Source organism: Bacteroides sp. DH3716P, assembly GCF_025914115.1.
Taxonomy (GTDB): domain Bacteria; phylum Bacteroidota; class Bacteroidia; order Bacteroidales; family Bacteroidaceae; genus Bacteroides; species Bacteroides ovatus.
This window is the reverse complement of the sequence record NZ_CP083673.1, coordinates 1,331,413-1,356,791: the sequence shown is the minus strand read 5'-3', so window position 1 is coordinate 1,356,791 and position 25,379 is coordinate 1,331,413. Positions and strand designations below refer to the sequence as shown.

19 protein-coding genes are annotated in these 25,379 nt (G+C 41.7%); 10 read left to right on the top strand and 9 right to left on the bottom strand.

The features are described from left to right. Positions 1-27: 27 nt before the first annotated feature. From KQP79_RS04830 to KQP79_RS04800, 7 genes are all read left to right on the top strand, one after another. Positions 28-4,059 carry a hybrid sensor histidine kinase/response regulator transcription factor gene (locus KQP79_RS04830; protein WP_061447755.1) on the top strand — a complete coding sequence of 1,344 codons (4,032 nt, stop codon included), beginning with the start codon at positions 28-30 and terminating at the stop codon, positions 4,057-4,059. Positions 4,060-4,190: 131 nt separating this feature from the next. Beyond that, a complete protein-coding gene (locus KQP79_RS04825) occupies positions 4,191-7,250 on the top strand; it encodes a SusC/RagA family TonB-linked outer membrane protein (RefSeq protein ID WP_061447756.1) in 3,060 nt (1,019 codons plus the stop codon). Between the two features lie 14 nt (positions 7,251-7,264). Beyond that, positions 7,265-8,878: a RagB/SusD family nutrient uptake outer membrane protein gene (locus tag KQP79_RS04820; RefSeq protein ID WP_004306542.1), complete on the top strand. Its 1,614-nt coding sequence runs from the start codon at positions 7,265-7,267 to the stop codon at positions 8,876-8,878. Between the two features lie 25 nt (positions 8,879-8,903). Then, complete coding sequence (locus tag KQP79_RS04815; RefSeq protein ID WP_061447757.1) at positions 8,904-11,018, top strand: BACON domain-containing protein; 2,115 nt, start codon at positions 8,904-8,906, stop codon at positions 11,016-11,018. An 11-nt stretch (positions 11,019-11,029) separates the two neighbouring features. Continuing rightward, positions 11,030-13,693, top strand: coding sequence for a glycoside hydrolase family 2 TIM barrel-domain containing protein (locus tag KQP79_RS04810; protein WP_061447791.1), 2,664 nt, complete (start codon positions 11,030-11,032; stop codon positions 13,691-13,693). 3 nt (positions 13,694-13,696) lie between these two features. Continuing rightward, on the top strand, positions 13,697-15,109 hold the full coding sequence (locus KQP79_RS04805) for a hypothetical protein (protein ID WP_008998947.1): 1,413 nt from the start codon (positions 13,697-13,699) through the stop codon (positions 15,107-15,109). 10 nt (positions 15,110-15,119) lie between these two features. Then, positions 15,120-16,673 (top strand): hypothetical protein, encoded by a 1,554-nt coding sequence (locus KQP79_RS04800; RefSeq protein ID WP_061447758.1) that lies wholly within the window; start codon positions 15,120-15,122, stop codon positions 16,671-16,673. Between the two features lie 105 nt (positions 16,674-16,778). Here KQP79_RS04800 and pyrH read toward each other — a convergent pair whose 3' ends face one another. Continuing rightward, entirely contained in the window at positions 16,779-17,489 is a 711-nt protein-coding gene (pyrH, locus tag KQP79_RS04795; RefSeq protein WP_004307920.1) for a UMP kinase, read from the bottom strand. Positions 17,490-17,543: 54 nt separating this feature from the next. After that, positions 17,544-18,872 carry an MATE family efflux transporter gene (locus KQP79_RS04790; protein ID WP_004307921.1) on the bottom strand — a complete coding sequence of 443 codons (1,329 nt, stop codon included), beginning with the start codon at positions 18,870-18,872 and terminating at the stop codon, positions 17,544-17,546. 113 nt (positions 18,873-18,985) lie between these two features. On the opposite strand from KQP79_RS04790, the gene KQP79_RS04785 reads away from it, so the two are divergent. After that, positions 18,986-19,669: a tetratricopeptide repeat protein gene (locus KQP79_RS04785; protein WP_004306554.1), complete on the top strand. Its 684-nt coding sequence runs from the start codon at positions 18,986-18,988 to the stop codon at positions 19,667-19,669. 34 nt (positions 19,670-19,703) lie between these two features. Here the strand turns inward: KQP79_RS04785 and KQP79_RS04780 are convergent, their stop codons facing one another. From KQP79_RS04780 to KQP79_RS04765, 4 genes are all read right to left on the bottom strand, one after another. After that, on the bottom strand, positions 19,704-21,140 hold the full coding sequence (locus KQP79_RS04780; RefSeq protein ID WP_004307922.1) for a S41 family peptidase: 1,437 nt from the start codon (positions 21,138-21,140) through the stop codon (positions 19,704-19,706). An 86-nt stretch (positions 21,141-21,226) separates the two neighbouring features. Continuing rightward, positions 21,227-21,985 carry a biotin--[acetyl-CoA-carboxylase] ligase gene (locus KQP79_RS04775; RefSeq protein WP_022199266.1) on the bottom strand — a complete coding sequence of 253 codons (759 nt, stop codon included), beginning with the start codon at positions 21,983-21,985 and terminating at the stop codon, positions 21,227-21,229. Next, positions 21,969-22,325, bottom strand: a complete 357-nt coding sequence (locus KQP79_RS04770; protein WP_004307924.1) for an MmcQ/YjbR family DNA-binding protein — start codon at positions 22,323-22,325, stop codon at positions 21,969-21,971. The genes KQP79_RS04775 and KQP79_RS04770 overlap by 17 nt, the downstream gene beginning before the upstream one ends. Before the next feature lie 53 nt (positions 22,326-22,378). Beyond that, complete coding sequence (locus KQP79_RS04765; RefSeq protein ID WP_004326250.1) at positions 22,379-22,744, bottom strand: YraN family protein; 366 nt, start codon at positions 22,742-22,744, stop codon at positions 22,379-22,381. Between the two features lie 67 nt (positions 22,745-22,811). Here KQP79_RS04765 and KQP79_RS04760 point away from each other — a divergent pair, with 67 nt between their 5' ends. Beyond that, positions 22,812-23,045, top strand: coding sequence for a hypothetical protein (locus tag KQP79_RS04760; RefSeq protein WP_004299215.1), 234 nt, complete (start codon positions 22,812-22,814; stop codon positions 23,043-23,045). Positions 23,046-23,085: 40 nt separating this feature from the next. After that, complete coding sequence (locus tag KQP79_RS04755) at positions 23,086-23,523, top strand: nucleoside deaminase (RefSeq protein ID WP_004299216.1); 438 nt, start codon at positions 23,086-23,088, stop codon at positions 23,521-23,523. A gap of 15 nt (positions 23,524-23,538) precedes the next feature. Here the strand turns inward: KQP79_RS04755 and KQP79_RS04750 are convergent, their stop codons facing one another. The 3 genes from KQP79_RS04750 to KQP79_RS04740 form a co-directional block, all read right to left on the bottom strand. After that, entirely contained in the window at positions 23,539-23,829 is a 291-nt protein-coding gene (locus KQP79_RS04750; RefSeq protein WP_004306562.1) for a DUF4834 family protein, read from the bottom strand. A gap of 67 nt (positions 23,830-23,896) precedes the next feature. Continuing rightward, a complete protein-coding gene (pssA, locus tag KQP79_RS04745; protein ID WP_004306563.1) occupies positions 23,897-24,604 on the bottom strand; it encodes a CDP-diacylglycerol--serine O-phosphatidyltransferase in 708 nt (235 codons plus the stop codon). A gap of 10 nt (positions 24,605-24,614) precedes the next feature. Next, positions 24,615-25,301, bottom strand: coding sequence for a phosphatidylserine decarboxylase family protein (locus tag KQP79_RS04740; RefSeq protein WP_004299219.1), 687 nt, complete (start codon positions 25,299-25,301; stop codon positions 24,615-24,617). Positions 25,302-25,379: the final 78 nt, after the last annotated feature.

Genomic DNA, 25,379 nt, shown 5'->3' with positions numbered 1-25,379 from the left:
TTGTATCCGAATTATCGAAAAACACAGATGACCAAAGCTAACTTTCTTGTTATTTATTGCCTGTTTATATCGGGACTTTGTTGCATGGCAAATGTGACAAAGGATATCAATATGCGTTTTAAAGACGTGAGGCAAGGACTTTCGCATCAAACGGTCAATTGTTTCTATCAGGATGAATTCGGATTTTTATGGATTGGTACTCAAGACGGACTGAACCGCTTTGACGGTCGTAAATTTGAAGTCTTCAAACCGGATAACGCCAATCCCTATTCAATCAATATAAATAATATCCGGCAGGTTTGCGGAAACAAGGAAGGATTGCTTTTTATCCGTAGTTTGCAGAGTGTGACTCTTTATGACATGCGTTTGAACCGCTTTAAGGTGTTGCGTGAAGGAGAAGTTGCAGGAATCTGCTATGCGCACGACGCATTGTGGATAGCTACCGGAAAAGAAATCTACCGTTATCGTGATCTCAACCAAGTGCCCGAGTTATTCTTTTCATTCCCTTCGGACGGAGAGGATATATTGATGAACAGTCTAATGGTTCGTCAGAATCAAACCGTGGTGGTGGGTACTTCTTCCAAGGGTATTTACTGTATCGATCAGGCTGCTCATATCACCCGTCATATTGATGTGGGGGCTGTTAATTCGATTACGGAAGACAGAGACGGGAGCATCTGGATAGCTACCAGAAATCGGGGACTTACCCGGTTGGAGGCAAATGGGGAGCTTACTCATTACAGATATAATAAAGTGGCTGATAATACAATCAACCATGATAATGTGCGTCATGTGACACAAGCCAATGATAGTCTTCTGTATATCGGAACTTACGCCGGTTTGCAGACTTTAAATCTCTCTACCGGAGAGTTTACGGATTATGAATATGACTTGAATGTGGAGGCAGCCGATATACGTTCCATCATTTCGATGCATTACGACACTTCGGGAACTTTATGGCTGGGCACTTTCTATCAGGGAATACAATATTATAATGTAGCGAATGATGCTTATCACTTTTACCGTTCGTCTACGGCTGTTGGCGGGCATTTGAATTCCTATATCATCAGTTCCATTGCCGAAGACTGTTCCGGGCGGATCTGGTTTGCAAGTGAAGGAAGTGGATTGAACTACTATGATAAATATGCCAAACGCTTTTTTCCGCTTAAACATTTATATGCTCAAGAGCTGTCTTTTAAGATTGTGAAGTCTTTGTATTATGAGAAAGAACCGGATTATCTTTGGGTAGCTTCGCTTTATCAGGGCATCAATCGGATTAACCTGTCGACCGGACATATAGAATCTATTACGGAAAATATCGATACTCCGGAAGGAAAAACAGTCGACAGGGCCTATAATCTGGTAAAAATGATAGAGTTTGCCGGTCATGATTCCTTATTGATAGCAGCCAAGGGTGGGCTGCTTGTATTGGATAAAAAACATCTCCGGTTACATCATTTCGAACATCCTTCTTTAGCTTCCAGACATTTGTCGCAGGTTTGGGATATGACGTTTGATAAAGAAGGGGATTTATGGCTGACCACTTCTTTTGATTTGATACGGGTCAATTTGAAAGCGGGTACTTCCCGTAGTTATCCTTTCTCCCAAATAGCGCAGAGCACGGCACAGCACCACATTAATCATATTCTATGTGATAGAAAAGGACGTATATGGCTGGGATCGACGGGATCGGGAATTTATCTATTCGATAAGAAGAAAGACACCTTTGTTGGATACGGAGCGAAGCAGGGATTGGAGAATGGATTTATCACCGGATTGGTAGAGAGTCCGCTGGACGGTTCCATTTATGTGGCAACGAATGGCGGTTTCTCTAAATTCAATCTAGCCACTACTACATTCGAGAACTATAACAGGCAGAGTGATTTTCCCTTGAATAACGTGAATGACGGAGGGCTGTACATTACGTCCGACCACGATATTTATGTCTGTGGACTGGCAGGTATCGTTTCCATAGCCCAGGAGAAACTGAACAAGCAGTCTGTGGATTATAATGTGTTCGTAAAACGAGTGCTTGTGGATAATACGGAAATACAACCACTTGATTCGTTGGGACTTATCAAGGAAACGGTATTGTATGAACATCAATTAGTATTGCCGCCCAGGTATTCTTCCGTCACTTTTGAGATAGCGAGCAATACCCTGAATAATATTTCCAATATCGGTCTGGAATATAAACTTGAAGGATTTGATAACGAATATATGAAGGCGGGAGATAATACGATGGTTACTTATACCAATCTTCATCCGGGGCGTTATACTTTTCATGTTCGTGGCGACCAGTTGCGCATTCACGACCAGGAAGCACCTTCTGCCAGTTTTGAGCTGATAGTGGAGGCTCCCGTTTATCAACGAGCATGGTTTATTTTGCTGATGATATTGGCAGGTATCCTTATTGCAGGTTATATTATCCGTATGTTCTGGATACGGAAAACCTTGCAACATTCTCTATTGGCCGAGAAACGGGAAAAAGAGTATATCGAAAATGTGAATCAGTCCAAACTACGTTTCTTTACCAATGTATCGCATGAGTTCCGTACTCCGTTAACGCTTATATCCAGTCAGCTTGAGATGCTCCTGATGCATAAAGACATGATCCCCGAGGTGTATAATAAAATTTTGGAGATTTATAAGAACTCCCGCCGGATGAATAATCTGGTGGATGAAGTGATTGATATCCGTAAGCAGGATCAGGGATATCTGAAATTGAAAATTTCCAAAGAGAATATTGTTGCGGTGATAGAGGAGATTTGTTGTTCTTTCTATAGTTATGCGCAGCTGAATAAGATCGATCTCCGCTTTTCTTCCACTTTGAAAGAAGCGGATTTGTATATTGACAAGACGCAGATAGAGAAAGTATTCTATAATCTATTGTCCAATGCTTTTAAATATACGAAGCCCGGTGACTGGATTTCTGTAGAATTGGTAGCGGAAGGAGAGAATGACATTGTGATTTCAGTCAATAATCTAGGTGTCGGTATCGAAAAGTCCAAGATCAAACATGTATTTGAACGGTTTTGGCAGGATGACTCGGCAACAACTACACAGACAGTCAAAGGATCGGGTATCGGGTTGGCAATGGCGAAAGGAATTGTGGAATTGCATCAGGGAACTATCGGAGTGGAAAGTGAGCCGAATGGAATAACGTCTTTTATCGTTACTCTTCACCGGGATGCAAATGTGAATGTGGAAGCATCTTCCTCTGCAGATGAACGCGTTGCCGGACATTATGTAATAGAGCCTCAAGAAATCTCGGAAATGGTGAAGCCGGATAAAACGGTGAAAATACTGATTGTGGAGGATAACCCGGAGATGCGTAAGGTGTTGGCACAGATTTTTGAACAAATATATGATGTATATACGGCTGCCGACGGGCAGGAAGGATTGGAGCAGGCTTCTTCACTACAACCACAGATGATTGTGAGTGATATTATGATGCCCGTTATGTCCGGCCTGGAGATGTGCGAGAAGTTGAAAAGCAATTTGCAGACCAGCCATATTCCTGTGGTATTGCTGACTGCCCGCAACCGGGAAGAACATACCTTAGAGGGCTTGCAGACGGGAGCGGATGATTATATCTCCAAACCTTTCAATATCAAGATATTGGTGGCCCGTTGCAACAATATCATCCAGACTCGTAAACTGCTCCAGCAGCGGTTTGCCCGGAATGATGAACCTAAAGTGGAAGACCTTCCGTTTAATCCGATCGATAAAAAGATGCTGATGGATGCTACGGCGATTGTGGAATCTTATATTGATAACGCAGACTTTGACGTAGCCACTTTTGCACGTGAGATGTGCATGAGCAGAACTTTGCTTTTCACCAAACTGAAAGCATTGACCGGACAGACCCCGAATGACTTTATTTTATCTTTGAGACTGAAAAAGGCAACAGAAAAATTAATCAATGATCCCAATGCCCTGATTGCTGATATAGCATTTGATTACGGTTTTTCTAATCCAAGTTATTTTATCCGATGTTTTAAGAATGCTTATGATATTACTCCGGCTGCTTACCGGAGGAAATACACAAACGCTTAATATATAGCGTCTTATGTATTTGTCTCCTGGTGAGAATTGTACTATTTGAACTTTTATACGGACGATTCTATTATTCGAAATCACTAATTATTTGGATTTTTGCGCTGTAATCATTCAAATTATTACATAGTATGAAAAACATCGTAATTAAATGGGCTGTGTTCCTGACAGCCTTTCTTATCTCTTTAGAGGTTAGTGCTCAAAACGTCAGAGTTTCTGGAGTTGTGACAGACGCACTTGGACCAATCCCCGGAGCTAATATTATGGAGGAGGGGACTACTAACGGTACAGTGACGGATGTAAATGGAAAATATTCAATCAGTGTATCTGCAAAATCTACCCTTGTTTTCTCTTGTATAGGATATAAGGAACAGAAGATACGTGTCGGTACGAAAACGGTACTGAATGTGGATATGGTAGAAGAGTCGAAAATGCTCGATGAATTAGTCGTTGTCGGCTATGGCGTTCAGCGTAAAAGTGACGTGGCAACTTCGGTAGCCTCGGTCAAAGCGGATGAAATGAAAACCTTTCCTGCCGGCAATGTGGCTGATATGCTGCGTGGACGTGCCGCAGGTGTGAATGTAACGAGTAGTTCCGGACGTCCGGGATCGACTCCTTCGATTACCATTCGCGGTTCCCGTTCTATCAGTGCGGACAATGCTCCTTTATATATCATAGATGGTTCTCCTTCCAGTGCAACGGAGTTTAGCACGTTGAGTGCGGACGATATTGAGTCGGTTGAAATTCTGAAGGATGCTGCGTCGCAGGCTATTTATGGGGCACGTGCCAGTGACGGTGTGGTATTGGTAACTACCAAGCGCGGTAAAGCCGGAAAGGTGGAAGTCAGTTATAATGGTTATCTGGGTATCCAGTCTCTCTGGAGGAATTTTGATTTCTATTCTCCCGAAGAATATATGCAGCTTCGCCGTGAAGCGAAGGCACATGATAAGGGAATTGTTGATGCACGTGAGATTTCGATAGCCGAGGCATTGGAAGACGAGGTTATGCAGCGGGTATGGGCCAGCGGAAAGTTTATCGACTGGGAAAAAGAAATGTTCAGAAATGCAATTTACCATAATCATGATGTCAGTGTACGTGGAGGAACAGAGAAAATCAAAGTATCGGCAGGTGCCAACTATTTTGACCAACAGGGAATGGTGGTTACCGGATCGGGATACCAGAAGTTTTCTTTAAGGTTGAATCTGGACTTTGAAATATCAAAGTGGATTAGTTTTGGCATCAATTCTTCTTATGCGATGACTAAACAGGATCGTGAGGATGGTAACTTTAATGATTTTATTACCAGTTCCCCATTGGCGGAAATATATGATGTGGATGGTAAATATACAAAGTATATCAACTCGGAAGGAAATTATAATCCTTTGTACCGTGCTCAACATTACGGACGTGAAGTTTCTCGTGATAATTACCGCCTGAACTTTTTTATGGATGTGAAGCCTTTCAAGGGATTCAATTATCGTCTGAATACTTCCGTTTATAATCAGACATCTGAAGACGGTTCCTATAAAGATTCCCAATATCCGGGAGGCGGAGGAACAGCTGTGCTCGACGAATCACGCACGCAGAACTGGCTGGTTGAGAATATTGTGACTTATAAAGTGCCTATCCGCAATAAGAAACATCAGTTGACGTTGACCGGTGTGCAGTCTGTCGACCATAATGGCTCGAAGTCTATCGGCTATTCAGTAGAGAATCTTCCGGTAGATAAAGATTGGAATTTCATTTCTCAAGGTGAGTTTACAGGCAAGCCCCGTCGTCAGTTTAATGAAAATAATCTGGTGTCGTTCATGGCTCGTGCACAGTATTCGCTTTTAGACCGTTATCTGTTGAATGTGGCTGTTCGTCGCGACGGTTCCAGCCGTTTCGGAAAAGAAAATAAATGGGGTACATTCCCGTCAGCTGCTTTTGCCTGGCGTGTCAATCAGGAGAATTTCCTGAAAGATGTGTCGTGGATTGATAACCTGAAACTACGTGTCAGTTATGGTATTGTTGGTAATCAGAACGGTATCGGCAATTACACTACTTTGGGGCTGGCAGATAATAAAGGATATGAGTTTGGAGATACTTTCCAGATGGGATATTTGCCGGGTAAGGAGCTTTCTAACCCGAACCTGAAATGGGAACAGTCTGCAACGGCTAATTTAGGTGTTGATTTTAGTTTCTTCAATGGTCGCCTGAATGGTACGGTGGAATATTACAATACGCATACGAAAGATTTATTGGTGGAACGCTCTTTGAATGCATCACTTGGATATACCACTATGCTGGATAATCTGGGAAAGACAAAATCCAGTGGTATCGATCTTTCTTTAAATGGTGATGTGATACGTACGAAAGAGTTTGCCTGGTCGCTTGGAACTAATTTCAGTATGTATAAGAATGAAATTGTCCGTATTGACGATACGCTCGATGAAAATGGTAAACCCGCCAGTCAGGTAGCACAGGGATGGATTATCGGAGAACCGATCAATGTATATTATGATTATCTGGTAGACGGAATTTTTCAGTATGATGATTTTGATATTACTCGTGATGGTACAGGTAATCTGGTATATACGCTGAAAAACACCTATGACAGTAACAATGACGGTATAGCCGACAGCCCGATTGATTACGGCGGCGCTATTGAACCGGGTATGGTTAAGGTACGTGATAACAATGGAGACGGAAAGATCACGGCAGATGACAGAGTGCCTATCCGGAAAGATCCGAAATTTACCGTCTCTCTTTCTTCCACATGGAACTGGAAAGGATTTGACTTGTTCATGGATTGGTATGGAGTTTCCGGCAGAAAGATAAAGAATAGTTATTTGTATGACTATAATTCCGGAGGTTCTTTGCGTGGAAAACTGAATGGAGTGAAGGTGGATTATTGGACTCCGTTCAATCCGTCGAACGAATTCCCGCGTCCTTCTTATAGCGCAGACCCTGCTTATTTGAGTGCCATCGCTATTCAGGATGCATCTTATATCCGTTTACGCACCTTACAATTGGGATATACTTTCCCGGCCAGACTATTGAAGAATACTCCGATTCATAAATTACGTCTGTATGCAACTGCTACTAACTTGCTGACATTTACGGAATTTAAGTCTTATAGTCCCGAACTGACTCCCGGGTCTTATCCGGAGTCCAGACAATATGTATTTGGTGTCAATGTTTCATTCTAAAATAAAGAATCCTTATGAAAAAGTTAATATATACAGCCTTTGTCATCTGCGGAATGTTGACCGCTTCCTGCTCGGATTTATTAAATCTGGAATCAAAGACAGACGTGACGAACAATTATCTGTTCACTACTCCCGAAGGGTTGAATACAGCTGTTACAGGTCTGTACTCCCTAGCTCGTGAATTGCCGGGTGGAGCGGATAATAATGAATCCAATCTGTACATCGTTACTATGTGTGACTTTAATACGGATATTGCGATACTTAGAGCAGGTGTTTCTACTTCAATCGGACGTTTGAACACGAGTTTTACTCCAAGTACTGGGGATGTCAATAAGTTCTGGAAACATCACTATGGTATTATTGGAAAAGCAAATGAAATTATTGTAGCCGCAGAAGCCCTGGGACTGGATGACAGCGATGTGCTCCATGCATGGAGTGAAGCGAAATTCTTCAGAGGACGGAGCTATTTTGAACTCTGGAAACGCTTTGACCGTCTTTATCTGAATATCACCCCGACCACCGTCGACAATCTGAAACGGGAATACAAACCTGCTTCTCACGAAGAACTGATGACGCTGATTACAACTGACTTGGACGATGCCATGAAAGGGCTGGACTGGTCGCTTCCTCAAAATAATGGAAATGTATTGTATGGACGGGTAACAAAAGCTACTGCCAAGCATGTTCGTGCACAGGTTGCCATGTGGGAGTCAGATTGGGATACAGCCATTGAGGAATGTGAGGATATCTTTAAGCAGGAAGGCATCTACTCGATGGAAAAGAAAGCCGAGAATGTATTTAATGGGGCAGATTTGAAATCTCCGGAAGTGTTATGGAGTTTCCAATATTCACAAAACTTGGGTGGAGGTGGTTCCGGAACTCCGGTTGCCGGACATCGTGTCTCTATTCAAACCACTACCCGAATCAATAAAATTTCAGGTTGTATCAATACGGCCGATCAGGGTGGATATGGTTGGGGACGTATTTATCCGAATACCTATCTGTTGAGTCTGTACGATCAAGCAAAAGATACGCGATATAATGAGTTGTTTGTTCACCGTTTCAAATACAATGACCCTACTTCTCCTAAATATGGAGAATTGATTCCTCTTACACAGAGTTCCAGCTATTGTGAAACACTGCATTTTATGTCGAAAAAATACTTTGACCAATGGACGATGGCTGATAATCCGGACCGGACAACGGGTTTCAAGGATCTGATTGTCTATCGACTGGCAGAAACTTACTTAATGGCGGCAGAGGCATATATGCGTCGTGACGGAGGTATGAGTACAGATGCTTTGCGCTGTTACAATAAAACATGGGAACGTGCGGGAAATGATAAATTTGCAGGTCCTCTGACACAGGATATACTTTTGGATGAATATGCCCGTGAGTTGAATTTTGAAGGCGTTCGCTGGCCTTTGTTGAAACGTTTGGGACTCTTGGGCGAAAGAGTGAAAGCGCATTATGGCGAGACGAAGGCTGAAAACCCTTATCTGGATAAAGATTATGCGGAATGCCGTACCAGTTTTGTGGTTGGAAAGCACGAATGTTGGCCTATTCCACAGGAACAGATTGACTTGATGGGGAAAGAGAATTTCCCACAGAATGAGAACTGGTATTAAGCGATTGATTATCTGTAAAACATGAATGAATATGAAAAAAATAATATACTTCTTATTGATTTTAAATCTGGGGTTACTTTCCTGTGTCGATGATGCATCGGTACGCGTGATGCCTGAATTTAATTGTAAAGATACAAAAGTAAATTTGGCGAAAGCGGCGGGTTCTTCTGTTACGTCGCTGTTATATACCAATGTCGGTCAGGTTGTTGCACAGTACGAAGCAGAATGGCTTTCTGTAGATGTAAGTTCAAAAAGTGTTGTCTACACGGCCTTGACACAAAATGATGGTGAAGATGCAAGAACGGCTGTCGTGAAACTGACTTGCGGCTCATATACAGTAGAAGTGACGGTTACCCAGGATTCTAAAGAACCGGATCTTTCTTTGAAGATAGGACAAAGTGTGGATGAGGGTATCGGTATGATTTTCTGGGTGGATCCTTCGGATAATATGGTAGGAAAAGCGGTTTCAGTGAAACGTCAGGGAGGGAATCCTTTTGAGGCTTCTGTGATGCCTCATAGTGCATTTTCCACTGTCAACGGATATGCTAATTCTGCCTTGTTCACTTCTCCGTCGGCAAATGATGCGGTAGCATATTGCCAGTCATTGGGTGACGGGTGGTATCTGCCTGCCCGCGATGAATTATGGGAATTGTTTGATGCCTATAATGGTGTTGGACATGCTGATCCGGATTTTGTTTCAGCCGTACCTGATAAACTGACGGAAGTAGAGAAGGCGGCACGTGCTGCATTTGATAAGATGTTGACTGATTTACAAGGTGATGTGATGAACGAAGCTGCCGGTTCGGGCAATGGCGAAAGCTATTGGTCGAGTACGGAAAACGCAGCAGGTAATCAAGCTTATTGGGTACGTTTCGGTAAATCGGGAGCTGATGCAGGAAATAAAACAGCTACCAACCGTTTTGTAAGATGTATGCGTACAATCGGTGATTATACTTATCCTGAAGAACCGGCAACATTGACGGTTAATCCAAATCCTGTGACATTGGAAGGAGCTAATGAAGCGGAAGCAAATGTGACATTGACATCCAATAAAACGGTATTTAGTGTGGCTTTGGCAAATGATTCCTGGCTTTCGTATACTATTTCGGGCACAACAGTTACGTTCAAGGCAAAATCTAAAAATACCACTGGCGATGTTCGTACGACTGTTGCTACGGTTACAGCCGGTACTGGCACAGCCGCTAAGTCGGTGGAGGTAACGGTGAATCAGAATGTTGCGGCTGAAGGAGGCGCTTCTCTCGAATTAAGCACAAATGCCGTGACTATTACTCCTGATGCTGTGACGAAATCAGAAGGAATAACGATGATTTCTGATGAAACAGAATTTACAGTAAATATAACTGATGAGTCTTGGGTGAAAGCGTATGTTGATATAACAAGTAAAACTCTTTATTTCTGGACATTATCGCCTAATTTGAATAGTTCTAACCGGGTAACGACTGCTACGGTAATAGCCGGAAGCGGAGCGAATGCACCTAAACAAGAAGTTACTATTACACAAAGAGGGCTTTTAAGTTCCGAGTTTGCGGTGGGACAGGTGATTGCGGATAATGGTTCGTTAAAAGGAGGCATTGTGTTCTGGGTAGATGGCACTAATCGTGGTAAGGCTAAGATTATGTCGTTGGACAGAGAGAATCTGGCATGGTCTACGGCAAGCTCTCCGGCTTCTACCGGTTTAACTTTATCCAATGACAATGGCCTGGCAAATACTACTGCGTTGGCAGCATTGCCGAATGCAGCAGAAATGCCCGCTCTTAAATATTGTATGGATAAAGGTTCCGGATGGTATTGGCCTACGAGAACGGATTTGGAACAGATGTTTGAAACTTATAATGGGACTGCAGTGGCAGATGCAACGGAGAATAACCCGGATGCGATTACCGATTTTGAGAAAGCAAACCGTACAGCTTGGGATCAAGTGATTACTGGTGCGGGAGGAACTATCATGAATACGGCAGCAGCATCTGCTACCGGAGATTCCTATTGGGCTAGTCGTGAAACATCGAGCGGTACAAGCGCATTTTATGTACGTTTTGGAAAACCGCTTGCCTGGGATAAATCGAATGCTAAAAAAGACGGTAAAAGATTTGTTCGTGCAGTCCGTTCAATCTCGAAATAATGGTATTAAGTATGTATAAGGTATATCCAAAAATAATTTTAGCCTGTTTGTTACTGGTTATGACCGGCACGGTTTATAGTCAGCGTGTGACGCAAACGATTAATGACGGTTGGAAGTTCTCCCTCTTTGAGGGAGATGCCTCTACTGCTGACTTTGATATTTCCGGTTGGACTGACGTTTCCATTCCTCATACGTGGAATGCAAAAGATGCAGATGATGAAATTCCCGGTTATTTCCGGGGAAAAGGCTGGTACAGGAAAGTGGTGGCTGTGGAGGAACTGATCCCCGAACAAAGAGTCTATCTTAGTTTTGAGGGAGCCAATCAGGAAACGAATGTGTTTGTGAATGGAACGTTTGTTGGAAATCATAAAGGTGGTTATTCCGCTTTTACGTTTGACGTGACTGATTATGTTCATGCCGGACGCAATCTGATAGCTGTGAGCGTTGACAACTCGCATAATCCGGATATTGCTCCTCTTTCAGCGGACTTTACTTTCTTCGGGGGAATCTATCGGGATGTTTATCTGGTGTATACTTCTCCTGTGCAACTGTCTACTACTCATTACGCTTCTAGTGGGGTGTATCTCAAAGCATCGAAGATTACGGATTTGCAAGCAGATATTTCAGTAAAGACATTCTTGTCTAATGCTTTGAAGAGTAATCAATCATTGATTCTTGAAACGGAGATTTTGGATGCAGATGGTAATAGAGTAGCACTTTCACAAAAGAAAGTAAATGTGAAGGCAGAAGAAAAGAATGTAGCTTTTGAATCGCTCATGGCTATTACGCAGCCTAAACGTTGGGATGTAGACTCTCCTTATATGTATAAGGTATATAGCCGTCTGAAGAATAAAAAAGAGGAGGTGCTCGATTGTGTTGTCAATCCGCTGGGAATTCGTGAATATCGTTTTGATGCGGAGAAAGGTTTTTTCTTGAATGGGAAATATCGGAAATTGATTGGTACCAGTCGGCATCAGGATTACAAAGGAATGGGAAATGCTTTGCGGGATGAAATGCATATCCGGGATGTACAGTTGAGTAAGGATATGGGAAGTAATTTCCTGCGAGTGGCTCATTATCCGCAAGATCCGGTTGTGATGCAGATGTGTGATAAGTTAGGACTATTGACTTCGGTTGAAATTCCAGTAGTGAATGCCATCACTCAAAGTAAGGCATTTATGGATAATTGCGTGGAACAGGTGACAGAGATGGTTTGTCAGAACTATAATTATCCATCTGTTATTATTTGGGCTTATATGAATGAAGTGCTTTTGCGTCCTCCTTTTAATCCGGAAAATAGGACGGAACGGGCGGACTACATGACATTCCTTCATCAAATAGCTTCGGCGATTGAGGCGCAGATCAGAAGTCTGGATTCGGAACGCTATACCATGTTGCCTTGTCATTCTACTTCTCAAATCTATCAGGAAGCAGGAATTGCAGAATTACCGATGCTATTGGGTTTTAATCTTTATAATGGATGGTATGGTGGTAGCTTGAGTGGATTTGAAGAGAAACTGGAAGAACTTCACAGGGAGTTTCCTCACAAACCGTTGCTCATTACCGAATATGGGGCGGATGTGGATACTCGTATTCACTCTTTTTCGCCGATGCGGTTTGATTTTAGTTGTGAATTTGGTTCCATCTACCACGAACATTACTTGCCTGAAATTCTAAAGAGGGATTATATCGTGGGAGCTATGGTTTGGAACTTGAATGATTTTTATTCCGAAGCCAGAAGAAACGCTATGCCTCATGTGAACAATAAAGGGTTGGTAAGTATGGATAGAGAACGTAAAGATGGATATTATCTTTATCAGGCTTATCTGAAAGAGGCACCTGTCCTGCACATTGCTTCTAAATCGTGGAAGAACAGGGCAGGAGCCAGTCGGGATGGAAAGAGCTGTACGCAACCTTTGAAGGTGTATACCAATGCAGATAAGGTGGAAGTCTTTTTAAATGGAAAGAGTTTGGGAGTATATCCGGTATCGGATAAGGTCGTTTCTGTGGATATTCCTTTTATCAACGGAGAAAATGTGGTAGATGCTGTAATTGAAAAAGAGGGACGCGAATATCGTGACCAGTATGTTTGCAATTTCCAATGTGTCAATGTGAAGAACGGCTTTACGGAAGTCAATGTATTACTGGGTGCTCAACGTTATTTCGAGGATCGGACAGCAGAACTGTGTTGGATACCGGAACAGGCTTATGAAAAAGGCTCATGGGGATATATTGGCGGAGAAGTGGCTCCGAACAAGACTCGTTACGGTTCTTTGCCTGCCAGCGACACTGATATACTGGGAACGGATCAGGATCCTATCTTTCAGACGCAACGGGTAGGTATTGAGGCCTTTAAAGCGGATGTGCCGGATGGTGTCTATGCTGTATATTTGTATTGGACGGAACTTACTTCTGAAAATAAGAGAGAGGCTTTGGTGTATAATTTAGGAAATGATGTGGTGAAAGAGGAGTATGCAAACCGGGTATTTTCTGTGGATATAAATGGGGTATCTGTTGCCGGGCAAATGAATATTGCAGAAGAATACGGTTCCGAACGTGCGGTCATTAAAAAGTATATTGTTCCGGTTTCACAGGGAAAAGGGCTTGTCGTTCGTTTTGGAGCGGTAGAGTCTGTGCCTATTTTAAATGCAATACGAATCGTAAAAGAATATTAGAAGATGAAAAATAGTATAGTTATATTGTTTTTACTGCTGTTATCCCAGTTGGGTTATGGGCAGGGACGTACATTTAAGGTCACTGCCCGTCCGTGGGTGAAAGGACAGAAAGATCTTCCATGGAAGGAGTATGATACCCGTACCATTGCTCAATTGGATGGTTTTAAAGCTACTGATAAAGTGCATGTAAATGAGTATGGAAGTGATTGGGATGCTCCGAAACACCGGGCTACTGGATTTTTTAGAGTAGAACGTATTGGAAATCGTTGGTGGATGATTGATCCCGACGGATATCGGCATTTGCAGAAAGTGGTGGTTGGAGTACGTTTGGGGACTTCCGAACGCAATAAACAAGCGATGCTGGACAAATTTGGTACGGAAGAAAAATGGATCGAAAGAACAGCACAGATGATTCATTCACTGGGCTTTTCCGGTACGGGCTCTTGGAGTAACGAAGAGGCGATTGCTTCTTACAATGCATCCCACAAGGAGGTCTTGACCCGCTCAATCATTCTCAACTTGATGAGCGGATATGGTAAGAAACGGGGAGGAACTTATCAGTTGCCTGGTAACACGGGATATCCTAATCAGTGTATTTTCGTTTTTGACCCGGAATTCGAGACTTATTGCGATGAGATGGCACAAAAACTGGTTGCGAATAAAATGGATAAAAACATCATTGGTTATTTTTCGGATAATGAACTTCCGTTCGGACCCAAGAATCTGGAAGGTTATCTGACTTTACAGAACCCTGGTGATCCGGGAAGAGTGTATGCGGAATCCTGGTTGAAAAAGCAGGGAATTACTTTGCAGCAAATAACCGATGAGCACCGGGAGGAGTTTGCAGGGGTGGTAGCTGAACGATATTATAAAGTAGTATCGGAAGCGATTCGGAAGTATGATCCCAATCATCTCTATCTAGGCAGTCGTTTACATGGAAAACCGAAGTTTATCCGCCAGATTGTGGAAGCGGCAGGCAGGTATTGTGATGTTGTTGCAATTAACTACTATGGAGCGTGGACGCCGAGTGAAAAGACCATGAAACATTGGGGAGAATGGGCTCAAAAGCCTTTCATCATTACGGAATTTTATACGAAAGGAATGGATTCCGGACTGGCGAATACGACAGGAGCAGGTTTTACCGTTCAAACTCAACAGGAGCGTGGATATGCCTATCAGCATTTTGTTTTAGGATTATTGGAAAGTGGAAATTGTGTCGGATGGCACTGGTTTCGTTATCAGGATAATGATCCGACAGCAAAAGGGGCAGATCCTTCGAACCTGGACTCTAACAAGGGACTGATAGATAATGAATACAATCTTTATAAACCGTTGGCCGATGCTATGAAAGAATTGAATATCAATGCCTATCGTTTAGCCGACTGGTTCGATCAACAATCAAATAACAATCAATAAAATACATACCATGAAAAAAATATTTATACTGGGAGCTTTACTGTTTATAACTTCTATTCCTATGGTTTCTTGTACGGATGATGATGATAAGGACCCTAATTTTATGCCTCCTGATATAGTGATGGGTGGGGGAGATGTGGAGTCGGAATACCCGGAAGATTTACCCGTTCCTGGAGCCTCTGTGGTATATGCTCCGTCATTAAATGCCAATATGTATCGCCCTATCAGTGTCAAGTATTCCAGTGCTTATCCTCCCATATCCAGTTGGACAACGGGGAATACACGTATTATTGCTTATATGGATGGATATAAACCGGCTATTAAGACATTGAAAGCGTATCAGGAGTCGGTGAATAAATATGGAAGTTCGACAACGCTTCCGAAACAAGCAGCTACGGGCAGGTTTTATACGAAGAAGATAGATGGACGTTGGTGGTTGGTTGATCCGGAAGGTTGTTTACATCTGGAACGCAGTGCGACTTCTTTGCGTAAGGGGACTTCCAGTCGTAATAAAGCGGCTTGGAATAGTAGGTTTGGAACTGATGAGAAATGGCTGTCTACTACTCAACGTGAATTGAGCGAGATTGGCTTTCATGGTACAGGTGCCTTTTGTACAGGTACTTATTCACTGATTCAGATTCATAATGCTTCTAATCCGGGCAGTCCGTTGACTTTGGCGCCTTCATTTGCTTTTCTAAGCCAGTTCAAGAGTGAGAAGTCTTATAATTATCCCGGAGGAAGCGATGATAATGCTGCAGGTCTTGTGTTTTATAATGGATGGGCCGAATGGTGTGATTCATATTTGGCAGGTAGTGCTTTCGCAGATTATTTGCGTGATCCTAATGTCTTGGGGTTCTTTTCGGATAATGAGATAAACTTCTCTTCAAACAGTTCCCGGATTTTGGATCGTTTCTTGGCTATCAACAGTTCGAATGATCCGGCTTATGTTGCGGCAAAAGGCTTTATGGATTCCAAGGGCGTGCAAAGTGTGACGGATGCCTTGAATAATGAGTTTGCAGGTATCGTAGCAGAGAAATATTATAAAGCAGTGAAAGAGGCAGTGATGAAAGTAGATGATAAGCTGCTTTATCTGGGGACTCGATTGCATGGAACTCCTAAATATATGGAGGGAGTGATGAGAGCTGCCGGAAAATATTGTGATGTCATTTCTATCAACTATTATAGCCGTTGGAGTCCCGAACTGACAACAGCGATTGCAGACTGGGCAAGTTGGGCGGATAAGCCGTTTCTTGTAAGTGAGTTTTATACGAAAGGGGTGGAGGATTCCGATCTGAATAACCAGTCGGGAGCCGGGTATTCTGTTCCTACACAAAATGAGAGGGCTTATGCTTATCAGCATTTTACATTAGGATTGCTTGAGGCTAAGAATTGTATCGGATGGCATTGGTTTAAATATCAGGATGATGATGGTACGGATAATTCGTCGAAACCTGCCAATAAGGGTCTTTATGATAACTCTTATCAGTTGTTTCCTTATTTATCTTTCTTTGCCCGCGAATTGAATTTTAATGCGTATGATTTGATCCAGTATTTTGATAAATAGGTATTCGTTTCGATATAATATTTGAAAAGAAAGGCAAAGTGCGAATTTTGCAATAGTAGTTTTTATCAAAGCTATACAGCGAAATTCACACTTTTTATTTTCTGATTAGTTGTGTACTAACGTACCTATCTCTTCTCCGCTGATTACTTTCTTTAAGTTACCTACTGTGTCCATATCAAATACGACGATAGGCAGGTTATTTTCTTTGCACATACAAGTCGCAGTTAAATCCATAACTTTCAGACCACGTTTCAACACTTCATCATACGTAATATCATCGAATTTGGTTGCGGTAGGATCTTTTTCAGGATCAGCTGTGTAAATGCCATCTACGCGAGTACCTTTCAGCATAACGTCTGCTTCGATTTCTATTCCTCTAAGTGAAGAACCGGTATCTGTAGTAAAGAAAGGATTTCCTGTTCCTGCAGACATGATGACCACTTCACCGTTTTCCATACATTCGATGGCTTTCCATTTACTGTAGAATTCACCGATAGGTTCCATCCGTACTGCTGTCAATACACGTGCTTTTACACCGGTAGCCACAAGAGCAGAACTTAGAGCGAGGCTATTGATAACGGTAGCCAACATTCCCATTTGGTCACCTTTCACACGGTCAAAACCTTTATTGGCTCCGCTTAATCCGCGGAATATATTACCTCCTCCGATGACGATACCAATCTGTGCCCCTTGTTCGTGGATTTCTTTGATTTGTTGAGCATATTCTGCCAGTCTTTTTTCGTCAATGCCGTATTGCTTTTCGCCCATCAAGCTCTCTCCACTGAGCTTTAGTAAGATTCTTTTATACTTTGCCATACCTTTTGCTTTTTATTGTTTGCCGCAAATATAGAGATAATTTATCGGATAGCCTCACTGGGATGCGATTACTTTTTTTATTATTTGCCTTCCCAAAAAGGTTTGTACAACCCCTCGCAGGGAAAGATAAATGAGAAAAGCCAGCCACAGGGCGTGATTTCCCAGGAGAGGATGGAAAGCGTAATATACTCCGAAGAAGCTGGCGGAAGCGACTAACATGGAGTAAAGCATCTGACGGGTAGCGGTGGCACCAATAAATACTCCATCCCACAGGAAAGCGGAAAAGCCAGCTAGTGGAATGATAAGTGCCCAGTAAAAATAAGTGTCTGAAGCGTTGATTACTGAAGTGTCATTGGTTAGTAGGCCAAGAAATTCTTTTCCACCGATTGCATAAAGGATGGTGAATATCAATGAAAGACCCAATCCCCAATAGAAAAGGTGATGTACAGTGTTGCGTAAGGCTGTTTGATTCTTGGCACCTATGTAACGGCCGGCCAGTGCTTCACCGGCATAAGCAAATCCGTCCATGATGTAAGAAAACAGAGTGAATAGTTGCATGAGCAAGGTGTTTACGGCTAATACAATTTCTCCTTGGGCGGCTCCTGCAGAGGTGAAAAACATGGTGACTACAACCAGGCAAAGGGTACGGAAGAAGATGTCCCGGTTGACTTGGAAGAAACGGTACATGGCTTGTTTCTGTATAATTTCTTTCCATACGATCCGCTTTCTTAGTGCACTATAATAGCGCATATATAGCAATATGGCCATGAAGAAACCTGCATATTGGGCTATTAAAGTTCCTGTTGCCACTCCTGCCACTTTCATATCCAGCAAGTAGACAAAGGATAGGCTGGCTACAATATTGACAATGTTTTGAGTAATAGCGATATACATGGGAAAGCGTGAATTCTGCATTCCGATAAACCAACCGGCGAATCCATAAAGTCCTAATGTGGCGGGAGCTCCCCAGATACAGATATAGAAATAAGTAGTTGCCAGTTGCTCGACTTCCGGTGTGGTTTGTATCAGAGTGAATGCCAATTTCAGGATGGGGTATTGGAGTATCAACAGGCAAAGAGCTATAAACAATCCTACGCCAACGGAACGTAACAGTAACCGGGTGATTTCATTTAGATCATGCTGCCCATACGCTTGTGAGGTCATGCCACTCGTCCCCATGCGTAGGAATCCGAAAATCCAATAGATAATATTAAACAACATTCCCCCTACAGCGATGGCTCCAATGTAGGCCGGAGAACCGAGGTGTCCTACGATGGTAACATCGATAAGTCCCAGTAGCGGGACGGTAATATTTGATATAATCGATGGTATGGCTATCCGTAATATTCGTCTGTTTTCGGAGGATTGTTTTTTATCTATCATTTTATAGAAACACTTTTATCAAATTGATTGTTCTTTTCGTCCACAAAGGTACATTTTTTATTTTTTTTGTTGTATCTTTGTGAATCACGAACTAAATAGCAATCAGATGGATTATGAGGACCTTAACTATTTTTCTTATCTCTTTATTCTCACTGCCGCTGGCGCTGAATGCACAGTCGGTTGATGAGATGTTGCAGAAAGTATCTGCCGCCATTGAGGCTGGGCAGAATGGACAGGCTGTGAGCTATTTCCGACAGACTATTCCTCTGAATATAGACCGTACGGAAATGTATTATTGGACGAATGTGGACAAGAATAGTGAAATTAGCTCCAAACTGGCTACTGAATTAGCTCTCGCCTATAAAAAGAAACGGAATTACGACAAAGCTTATTTGTTCTACAAAGAGTTGCTGCAAAAGGACCCAAATAATGTAGATTGTTTGGAAACATGTGCGGAAATGCAAGTGTGCCGCGGACAAGAAAAAGATGCTTTGCGTATGTACGAAAAAATATTGCAACTCGATGCGGATAATCTGGCTGCTAATATCTTTTTAGGAAACTATTATTATTTGATGGCAGAGCAGGAGAAGAAAAAGTTAGAAACGGATTACAAAAAACTTCCTTCTCCCACTAAAATGCAGTATGCCCGCTATCGGGATGGATTATCGAAGTTGTTTACTACCCGGTATGAGAAAGCGCGTAACTCTTTACAGAAAGTTGTTCTACGTTTTCCATCGACAGAAGCTCAAAAGACATTGGATAAGATATTGAGAATAGAAAAAGAGGTGAATCGCTAGGTGGTTCACCTCTTTTTCTATTCTCAAGGTATTTTTATTCCATCTCAATCGGACAAAGTAGCACTCCACCAGTAGTATGGCGATCTATCGATTGATATATAGGTTGGCTTCTTTGTATTGTTTGAGACGACATTGTTATGTTTCTTGTATTCCGATTGGTTCCCGTTATCAGAGTAATGGCCTTGTTTAACATAAACTCATCAGAGCTGCCTAAAGGGAGCAAAGTGTCTTCTGGATTTTGGGCTAAATTAAACTCGTTCCAATCGTAATCGGGGGTAAATCCGGCACTATAGTCTGAATGTACAGCATTGGTAACTTTTGTAGTAATAGGCCAATACGCCCATTCATATTGATCATCTGAATACTTCTGCATTCCGACATTTTTCCCTTCTGTTAATTCACCGATGAGTATGATATTCATGAAGGGTTCCAAACTGCTGATAACCAATTCTGAGGATGATGCGGTATTTTCACTTGTTAAGATATAAATGCGATTAGAATTAAGCTTCAAATAGCCTGTCGTTCCTCCAGTTTCCGTATTGAAATATCTGGTGTGTGTCACTTTCCCTTTGTTGTTGGAAAAAATACCAAAGACTTTATCTTTGTACTCTTCGGAAATCAAAAGTCCTGCTAGCATATTGGCCGAATGTTCATAACCGCCCCCGTTATAGCGCAAATCTAATACAAATTCGTTCACTCCTTTTGATTGGAAATCGGCAAATATGGTTTTCATTTCTTCATCATAAGTACGATCATCTACGCCCGTTGGCCCCGGAGTGAAATGGTTGTAAACCAGATAGCCTATTTTCTTATCTCCAAACGTAAGTACGTCATGATAATATAACGGATTATCTTCGACTGCCGTAGAAGCTCCTATGGCAATTGTCTTAGTTTCTGAATTGTGTTTTATAATCCATTGAGAAGCAGAACCATTCAATAGGGCCTTGTAATTTCCTTCTTTTATATTATTTTTTCCATCTATACCTATAATCCAATCTCCTCGTTCCAAACCGGCTGCATGTGCAGGGCTATTGGGTAGAATATACACTACTCGGGCATAATAATATCCTAAAGGTTTGTTATTTCCATCTACTATATTAAACAATGTAAATTCCATTCCATAGGTCTTGTCTGCATCAATACTGGTACGTGTTTTATAATCTTTATTCTTCTCCATGTAAGAATAGTAGTAGAGGTGTTTTCCATTCCTTGTTTTGCCATCGTTCAGACTGAGCAATGAATAAAAGAAAGTTTCAGGGTCGGCTGTGTAATCTATTTTGTTAGTTGCTGGTAACTCATTATACCATAAATAATCGTTACGCAATTTTTTCTCTATCCAATGATTTATGCTAAGATCCGTATCATCATCGTCTCCTTTTATCGAATCTGTATCATCATCTGAACAAGACACGCTAAATAAACAAAGGAATATTCCTATCCATATATGTAGGCCGAATTGAGCTTTCGTCATTTTTCTCATTTTTTATAAGGTTGCTAATTTACAAATATATTTATTTTTTCAACACAATGTAGCAATAATAGTTTGTTAAGTGATGATTATTTCAGTAAATATTCCACCTCCTTAAACATATAGCCTCTTTTGTTTAGTATTTCATCTTCCAGTATTAATCTTCCTTCGGGTTCTACACAAATGATTCGTGCAAGAAATTCACCGTTGGCATCTTTAAAACGATGCATTCCTTCCTTTTTGAAAAGAGACATTTCATATTGGCAGACTATTGATTCCGTATTGCCTTTTTTAAGTAAACTATAATAAGATTGGATACGCAATACGATGCTCTTCAGTATTTCAAATAGATCGAACTCTTTTCCTGTAATTTGTCGCAGTGAAACAGGATTAGGGGCAAAACTGTGAAACGTTTCCTGATTAATATTGATTCCAATCCCTGCTATACTTTGACTGATGTTCCGTCCCATCAGATCGTTTTCTATCAACATTCCACATATTTTCTTTTCTTTCCAATAAATATCGTTCGGCCATTTGATAGAGATATCGGTGGTATAGGTATCCAGTTCTTCCTTAATAGCCAAAGAAATAATCTGTGAAATGAGAAACTGGCGTCGTGCTTCCAGGAATTCAGGGAAGATGACGATGCTGAAAAGAAGATTCTTACCGGAATCTGATTCCCAAGAGTTGCCGCGTTGTCCACGACCGGAAGTCTGAAAGTCGGCGACTACGACAGTGAGTTCTTCCACTTTTTGTTTAGAACAGAGAGACTGCAGATAGTTGTTGGTAGAATTAGTCTCGCTGATATGAATCAATGGAACCGGGAATATATCAGGGGAGGGCATCATATTCTGCGCGTAACTTTTTAGTAAATTTCTTGATTACCTCATCATAAGAGTGATCGATAAGTTCTTTCATCAGTTTATCGTCTACGTCACTCTCAAAACGAACACTGTTCCAGTATTTTTTATTAAAATGATAAGCTCCTTCAATTCCTGAATAATGTTCGCGTAGTTCGATCGCTTTTTCCGGATCACATTTCAATGCGATGTGATTGGCTTCTTCCAAATCGATGAGAGCAAACATTTTGTTCATCACCTTGACAACAAGTGATACATCATCGAAAGGGAAAGACTCGGTAACTCCTTTCTTGTTGAGGCAGTATTCTCTGACAGTTTCTACGTTCATAATGATTCGATTATATAATAACTCTATGTATTCTGCATCTTCTGTAGTGAACTTTAATATAAAGGAGGATAAAATGCTTCCTCTATGTGTTCAACCTTGAAATTTATCTCATCGCCTACTATCGTAATGATATCAAAGCGTACAGGAGAGTCAATCTGAAACAATCTGATATAGGTATCCGCTGCGCGTACCGTACGTCTTATTTTAGGTAAATCAACAGCATCTTCCGGCTCTGCAAACAGAGTATTACTGCGGGTTTTCACTTCTATTACAATCAGTTCATTATCCTTTGCTGCTACAATGTCCAGTTCGAAATGTCCTTTTCTCCAGTTCCGGTTACGGATGAGATACCCCTTCTGTTCAAGATAAGCTACGGCGGCATTTTCTCCGGCTTTTCCTAAATCATTATGTTTAGCCATCTTTTTTTGCAAATTTACTGCTTTTATTCTTTGTATTTACAGAAGTAAAAGTAATTTTGCAGAAGATATGAGAAAAAGGAGTAAGAAGTGCCTGAAAATGCATGTCGAGTGTACCAAAAGGGAACGACGGATGAGCATTTTATTGAGCGACGAAGAACAGCTGATTGTAGATCGTTATCTTGAGAAATATAAGATAACGAACAAGTCACGTTGGCTTCGTGAAACGATTCTCATGTTTATTCATAAGAATATGGAAGAAGATTATCCAACCCTTTTTGGTGAACACGACATGAGACGATAGGGGGATAATAAAAATAATAGATTCAAAATTAAAGGGTGGAATGCTGGACGATATTTACTTCATGAAACAAGCTTTGATAGAGGCAGGAAAGGCTGCCGAGCGGGGGGAAGTTCCCGTTGGAGCTGTCGTGGTTTGTAAGGAGCGGATTATCGCACGTGCCCATAATCTCACAGAAACATTGAATGATGTAACGGCTCATGCCGAGATGCAGGCTATTACAGCTGCTGCCAATGTGCTTGGTGGCAAGTACTTGAACGAATGTACCCTGTATGTCACGGTTGAACCTTGCGTAATGTGTGCCGGAGCTATTGCTTGGGCACAGACTGGTAAACTTGTATTTGGCGCTGAAGATGAAAAACGCGGCTATCAGAAATATGCCGGTTCGGCTCTACATCCTAAAACGGTGGTTGTAAAAGGGGTAATGGCTGACGAATGCGCTACATTAATGAAAGAGTTCTTTGCTGCGAAACGAAAATAAAAGCAGTATCCTGTTTTATTTGATTTCCTCAAAATCTACATATTCACCATCGTCCTGGGTGAATATTTTTTTATGTCTTTTCTCCGGAACATTCTCGGAATATATTTCCTCTTCATCATCATTTGAACGGCGATCTCTTTGGCCATAGTCCTGTTGGCTTGTACGTCCCGATTCCGTTTGTTTCGGGCGTGATGAAGAAGAACCACGTCCTAATCCGAAAATCGTTCTTAGTATGAAGCCGATAATAGAAAGGCCAAATACGAAAATGGCAATAATAAAAATGAGTATGAATAAAAGTATATGCATCGGGCTATGATTTTTATGTTGTTACTTCGATAAAACTCATAGTACAACAAACGTGCCAAGAGATTGTTTATTTACTTTTTCTTGTAAAAAGTGAAAGTAAAATATACCATACAATGATGGCGGCAAAGCTACTGATTCCAAGAAATATAAGAAGAGGAATGCAGATAATCAGGAATATAAAACTGATTTTGTTGTCATTCCATGACAGATTTTTAAATTTCAGCGAAAACATCGGTATTTCTGATACCAGCAGTCCGGAAAACAGACAGACAAGTATAAGAAGGTAGACAGGATGGCAGTTGTCTGATATCAGGAAGTCATGTGCACCCGCCACTAAAGAACCCCAGAACAGAGCGTTGGCGGGAACCGGAAGTCCCACAAAAGAACTGGTCTGTCGCGTGTCATTATTGAATTTAGCCAGGCGCAATGCTGAAAAAACAGAAATCAAGAATGCCAAATAAGGTAGGTAAGGAGCGATGAACTCCATACTTGCCGGATAATACATTTCTTTGAACAGAGAGAATACGATCAGTGAAGGAGCAACTCCAAAACTGACATCATCTGCCAATGAGTCCAAGTCTTTTCCGATAATGGAATGTGCGTTGAGCATACGAGCCAACAATCCGTCGAAGAAATCGAAAATGGAACTTAAAGCAATGAAAAGTAGTGCCAGCTCATATTTGGCTTCAAAAGCCATGACGCAGGCAATACAACCGGAGAAAAGGTTCAGGCAGGTTACGGTATTCGGAATACTGTTTTTAATAACGTTTGTCATTGTGACAGAATTATTTAAGTTTGGCGATAACCGTTTGGTTACCGGTCGTTAATTGTCCCATGCTGACACATACTTCTGTGCCAATGGGTAAATACACATCCACACGGGAACCGAATTTGATAAATCCCATGTGTTCGTCAATATAACATTCTTCTCCTACTTCAGCGTAGGTGACAATACGGCGTGCCACTGCTCCGGCAATTTGCCGGGTGAGTACTTCCACTCCTTCCGGAGTTTCGATTACTACCGTAGAACGTTCGTTTTCTGTGCTGGCTTTCGGCAGCCATGCTTTCATGAAGTTTCCATTATGATGTGCTACCTTTTTAATGGTACCGTCCACCGGATACCAGTTGGCATGTACATTCACAATGCTCATGAAGATGGATATCATTAACCGGCGGTCATGGAAATATTCGTTTTCATCGACTTCCTCGATAACGACGATTTTTCCATCGGCGGGTGCTACGACAATCTTTTCAGTGTCCTGTCCGAAGAGACGGATCGGACATCGAAAGAAATTCACCATCAGCAGATAGACTGCTATACTCGCTACTGCTACCACATAAAATGGTATTTTGCAATCGATCCCCCAATAAAGAGCCGCATTAATCAATAGCAATAGCAAGAAGCTAGCCCATAATATATGTGTTCCTTCGCGGTGAATACGTATTTTCTTCAATTTCTTTAGTCGGCCCATGAATGCTGTTTAATGATATTGTCTGCAAAAATATACTTAATTTAAAAATTCAGCAAGTAAATGAGCATAGAAATGCGA

What these genes read in the sequence shown, in the direction of transcription:
- KQP79_RS04830 (WP_061447755.1), top strand. Translation starts at nt 28, where the DNA reads ATGACCAAAGCTAACTTTCTTGTTATTTATTGCCTGTTTATATCGGGA.
- KQP79_RS04825 (WP_061447756.1), top strand. Translation starts at nt 4,191, where the DNA reads ATGAAAAACATCGTAATTAAATGGGCTGTGTTCCTGACAGCCTTTCTT.
- KQP79_RS04820 (WP_004306542.1), top strand. Translation starts at nt 7,265, where the DNA reads ATGAAAAAGTTAATATATACAGCCTTTGTCATCTGCGGAATGTTGACC.
- KQP79_RS04815 (WP_061447757.1), top strand. Translation starts at nt 8,904, where the DNA reads ATGAATATGAAAAAAATAATATACTTCTTATTGATTTTAAATCTGGGG.
- KQP79_RS04810 (WP_061447791.1), top strand. Translation starts at nt 11,030, where the DNA reads ATGTATAAGGTATATCCAAAAATAATTTTAGCCTGTTTGTTACTGGTT.
- KQP79_RS04805 (WP_008998947.1), top strand. Translation starts at nt 13,697, where the DNA reads ATGAAAAATAGTATAGTTATATTGTTTTTACTGCTGTTATCCCAGTTG.
- KQP79_RS04800 (WP_061447758.1), top strand. Translation starts at nt 15,120, where the DNA reads ATGAAAAAAATATTTATACTGGGAGCTTTACTGTTTATAACTTCTATT.
- pyrH (WP_004307920.1), bottom strand. Translation starts at nt 17,489, where the DNA reads ATGGCAAAGTATAAAAGAATCTTACTAAAGCTCAGTGGAGAGAGCTTG.
- KQP79_RS04790 (WP_004307921.1), bottom strand. Translation starts at nt 18,872, where the DNA reads ATGATAGATAAAAAACAATCCTCCGAAAACAGACGAATATTACGGATA.
- KQP79_RS04785 (WP_004306554.1), top strand. Translation starts at nt 18,986, where the DNA reads ATGAGGACCTTAACTATTTTTCTTATCTCTTTATTCTCACTGCCGCTG.
- KQP79_RS04780 (WP_004307922.1), bottom strand. Translation starts at nt 21,140, where the DNA reads ATGACGAAAGCTCAATTCGGCCTACATATATGGATAGGAATATTCCTT.
- KQP79_RS04775 (WP_022199266.1), bottom strand. Translation starts at nt 21,985, where the DNA reads ATGATGCCCTCCCCTGATATATTCCCGGTTCCATTGATTCATATCAGC.
- KQP79_RS04770 (WP_004307924.1), bottom strand. Translation starts at nt 22,325, where the DNA reads ATGAACGTAGAAACTGTCAGAGAATACTGCCTCAACAAGAAAGGAGTT.
- KQP79_RS04765 (WP_004326250.1), bottom strand. Translation starts at nt 22,744, where the DNA reads ATGGCTAAACATAATGATTTAGGAAAAGCCGGAGAAAATGCCGCCGTA.
- KQP79_RS04760 (WP_004299215.1), top strand. Translation starts at nt 22,812, where the DNA reads ATGAGAAAAAGGAGTAAGAAGTGCCTGAAAATGCATGTCGAGTGTACC.
- KQP79_RS04755 (WP_004299216.1), top strand. Translation starts at nt 23,086, where the DNA reads ATGCTGGACGATATTTACTTCATGAAACAAGCTTTGATAGAGGCAGGA.
- KQP79_RS04750 (WP_004306562.1), bottom strand. Translation starts at nt 23,829, where the DNA reads ATGCATATACTTTTATTCATACTCATTTTTATTATTGCCATTTTCGTA.
- pssA (WP_004306563.1), bottom strand. Translation starts at nt 24,604, where the DNA reads ATGACAAACGTTATTAAAAACAGTATTCCGAATACCGTAACCTGCCTG.
- KQP79_RS04740 (WP_004299219.1), bottom strand. Translation starts at nt 25,301, where the DNA reads ATGGGCCGACTAAAGAAATTGAAGAAAATACGTATTCACCGCGAAGGA.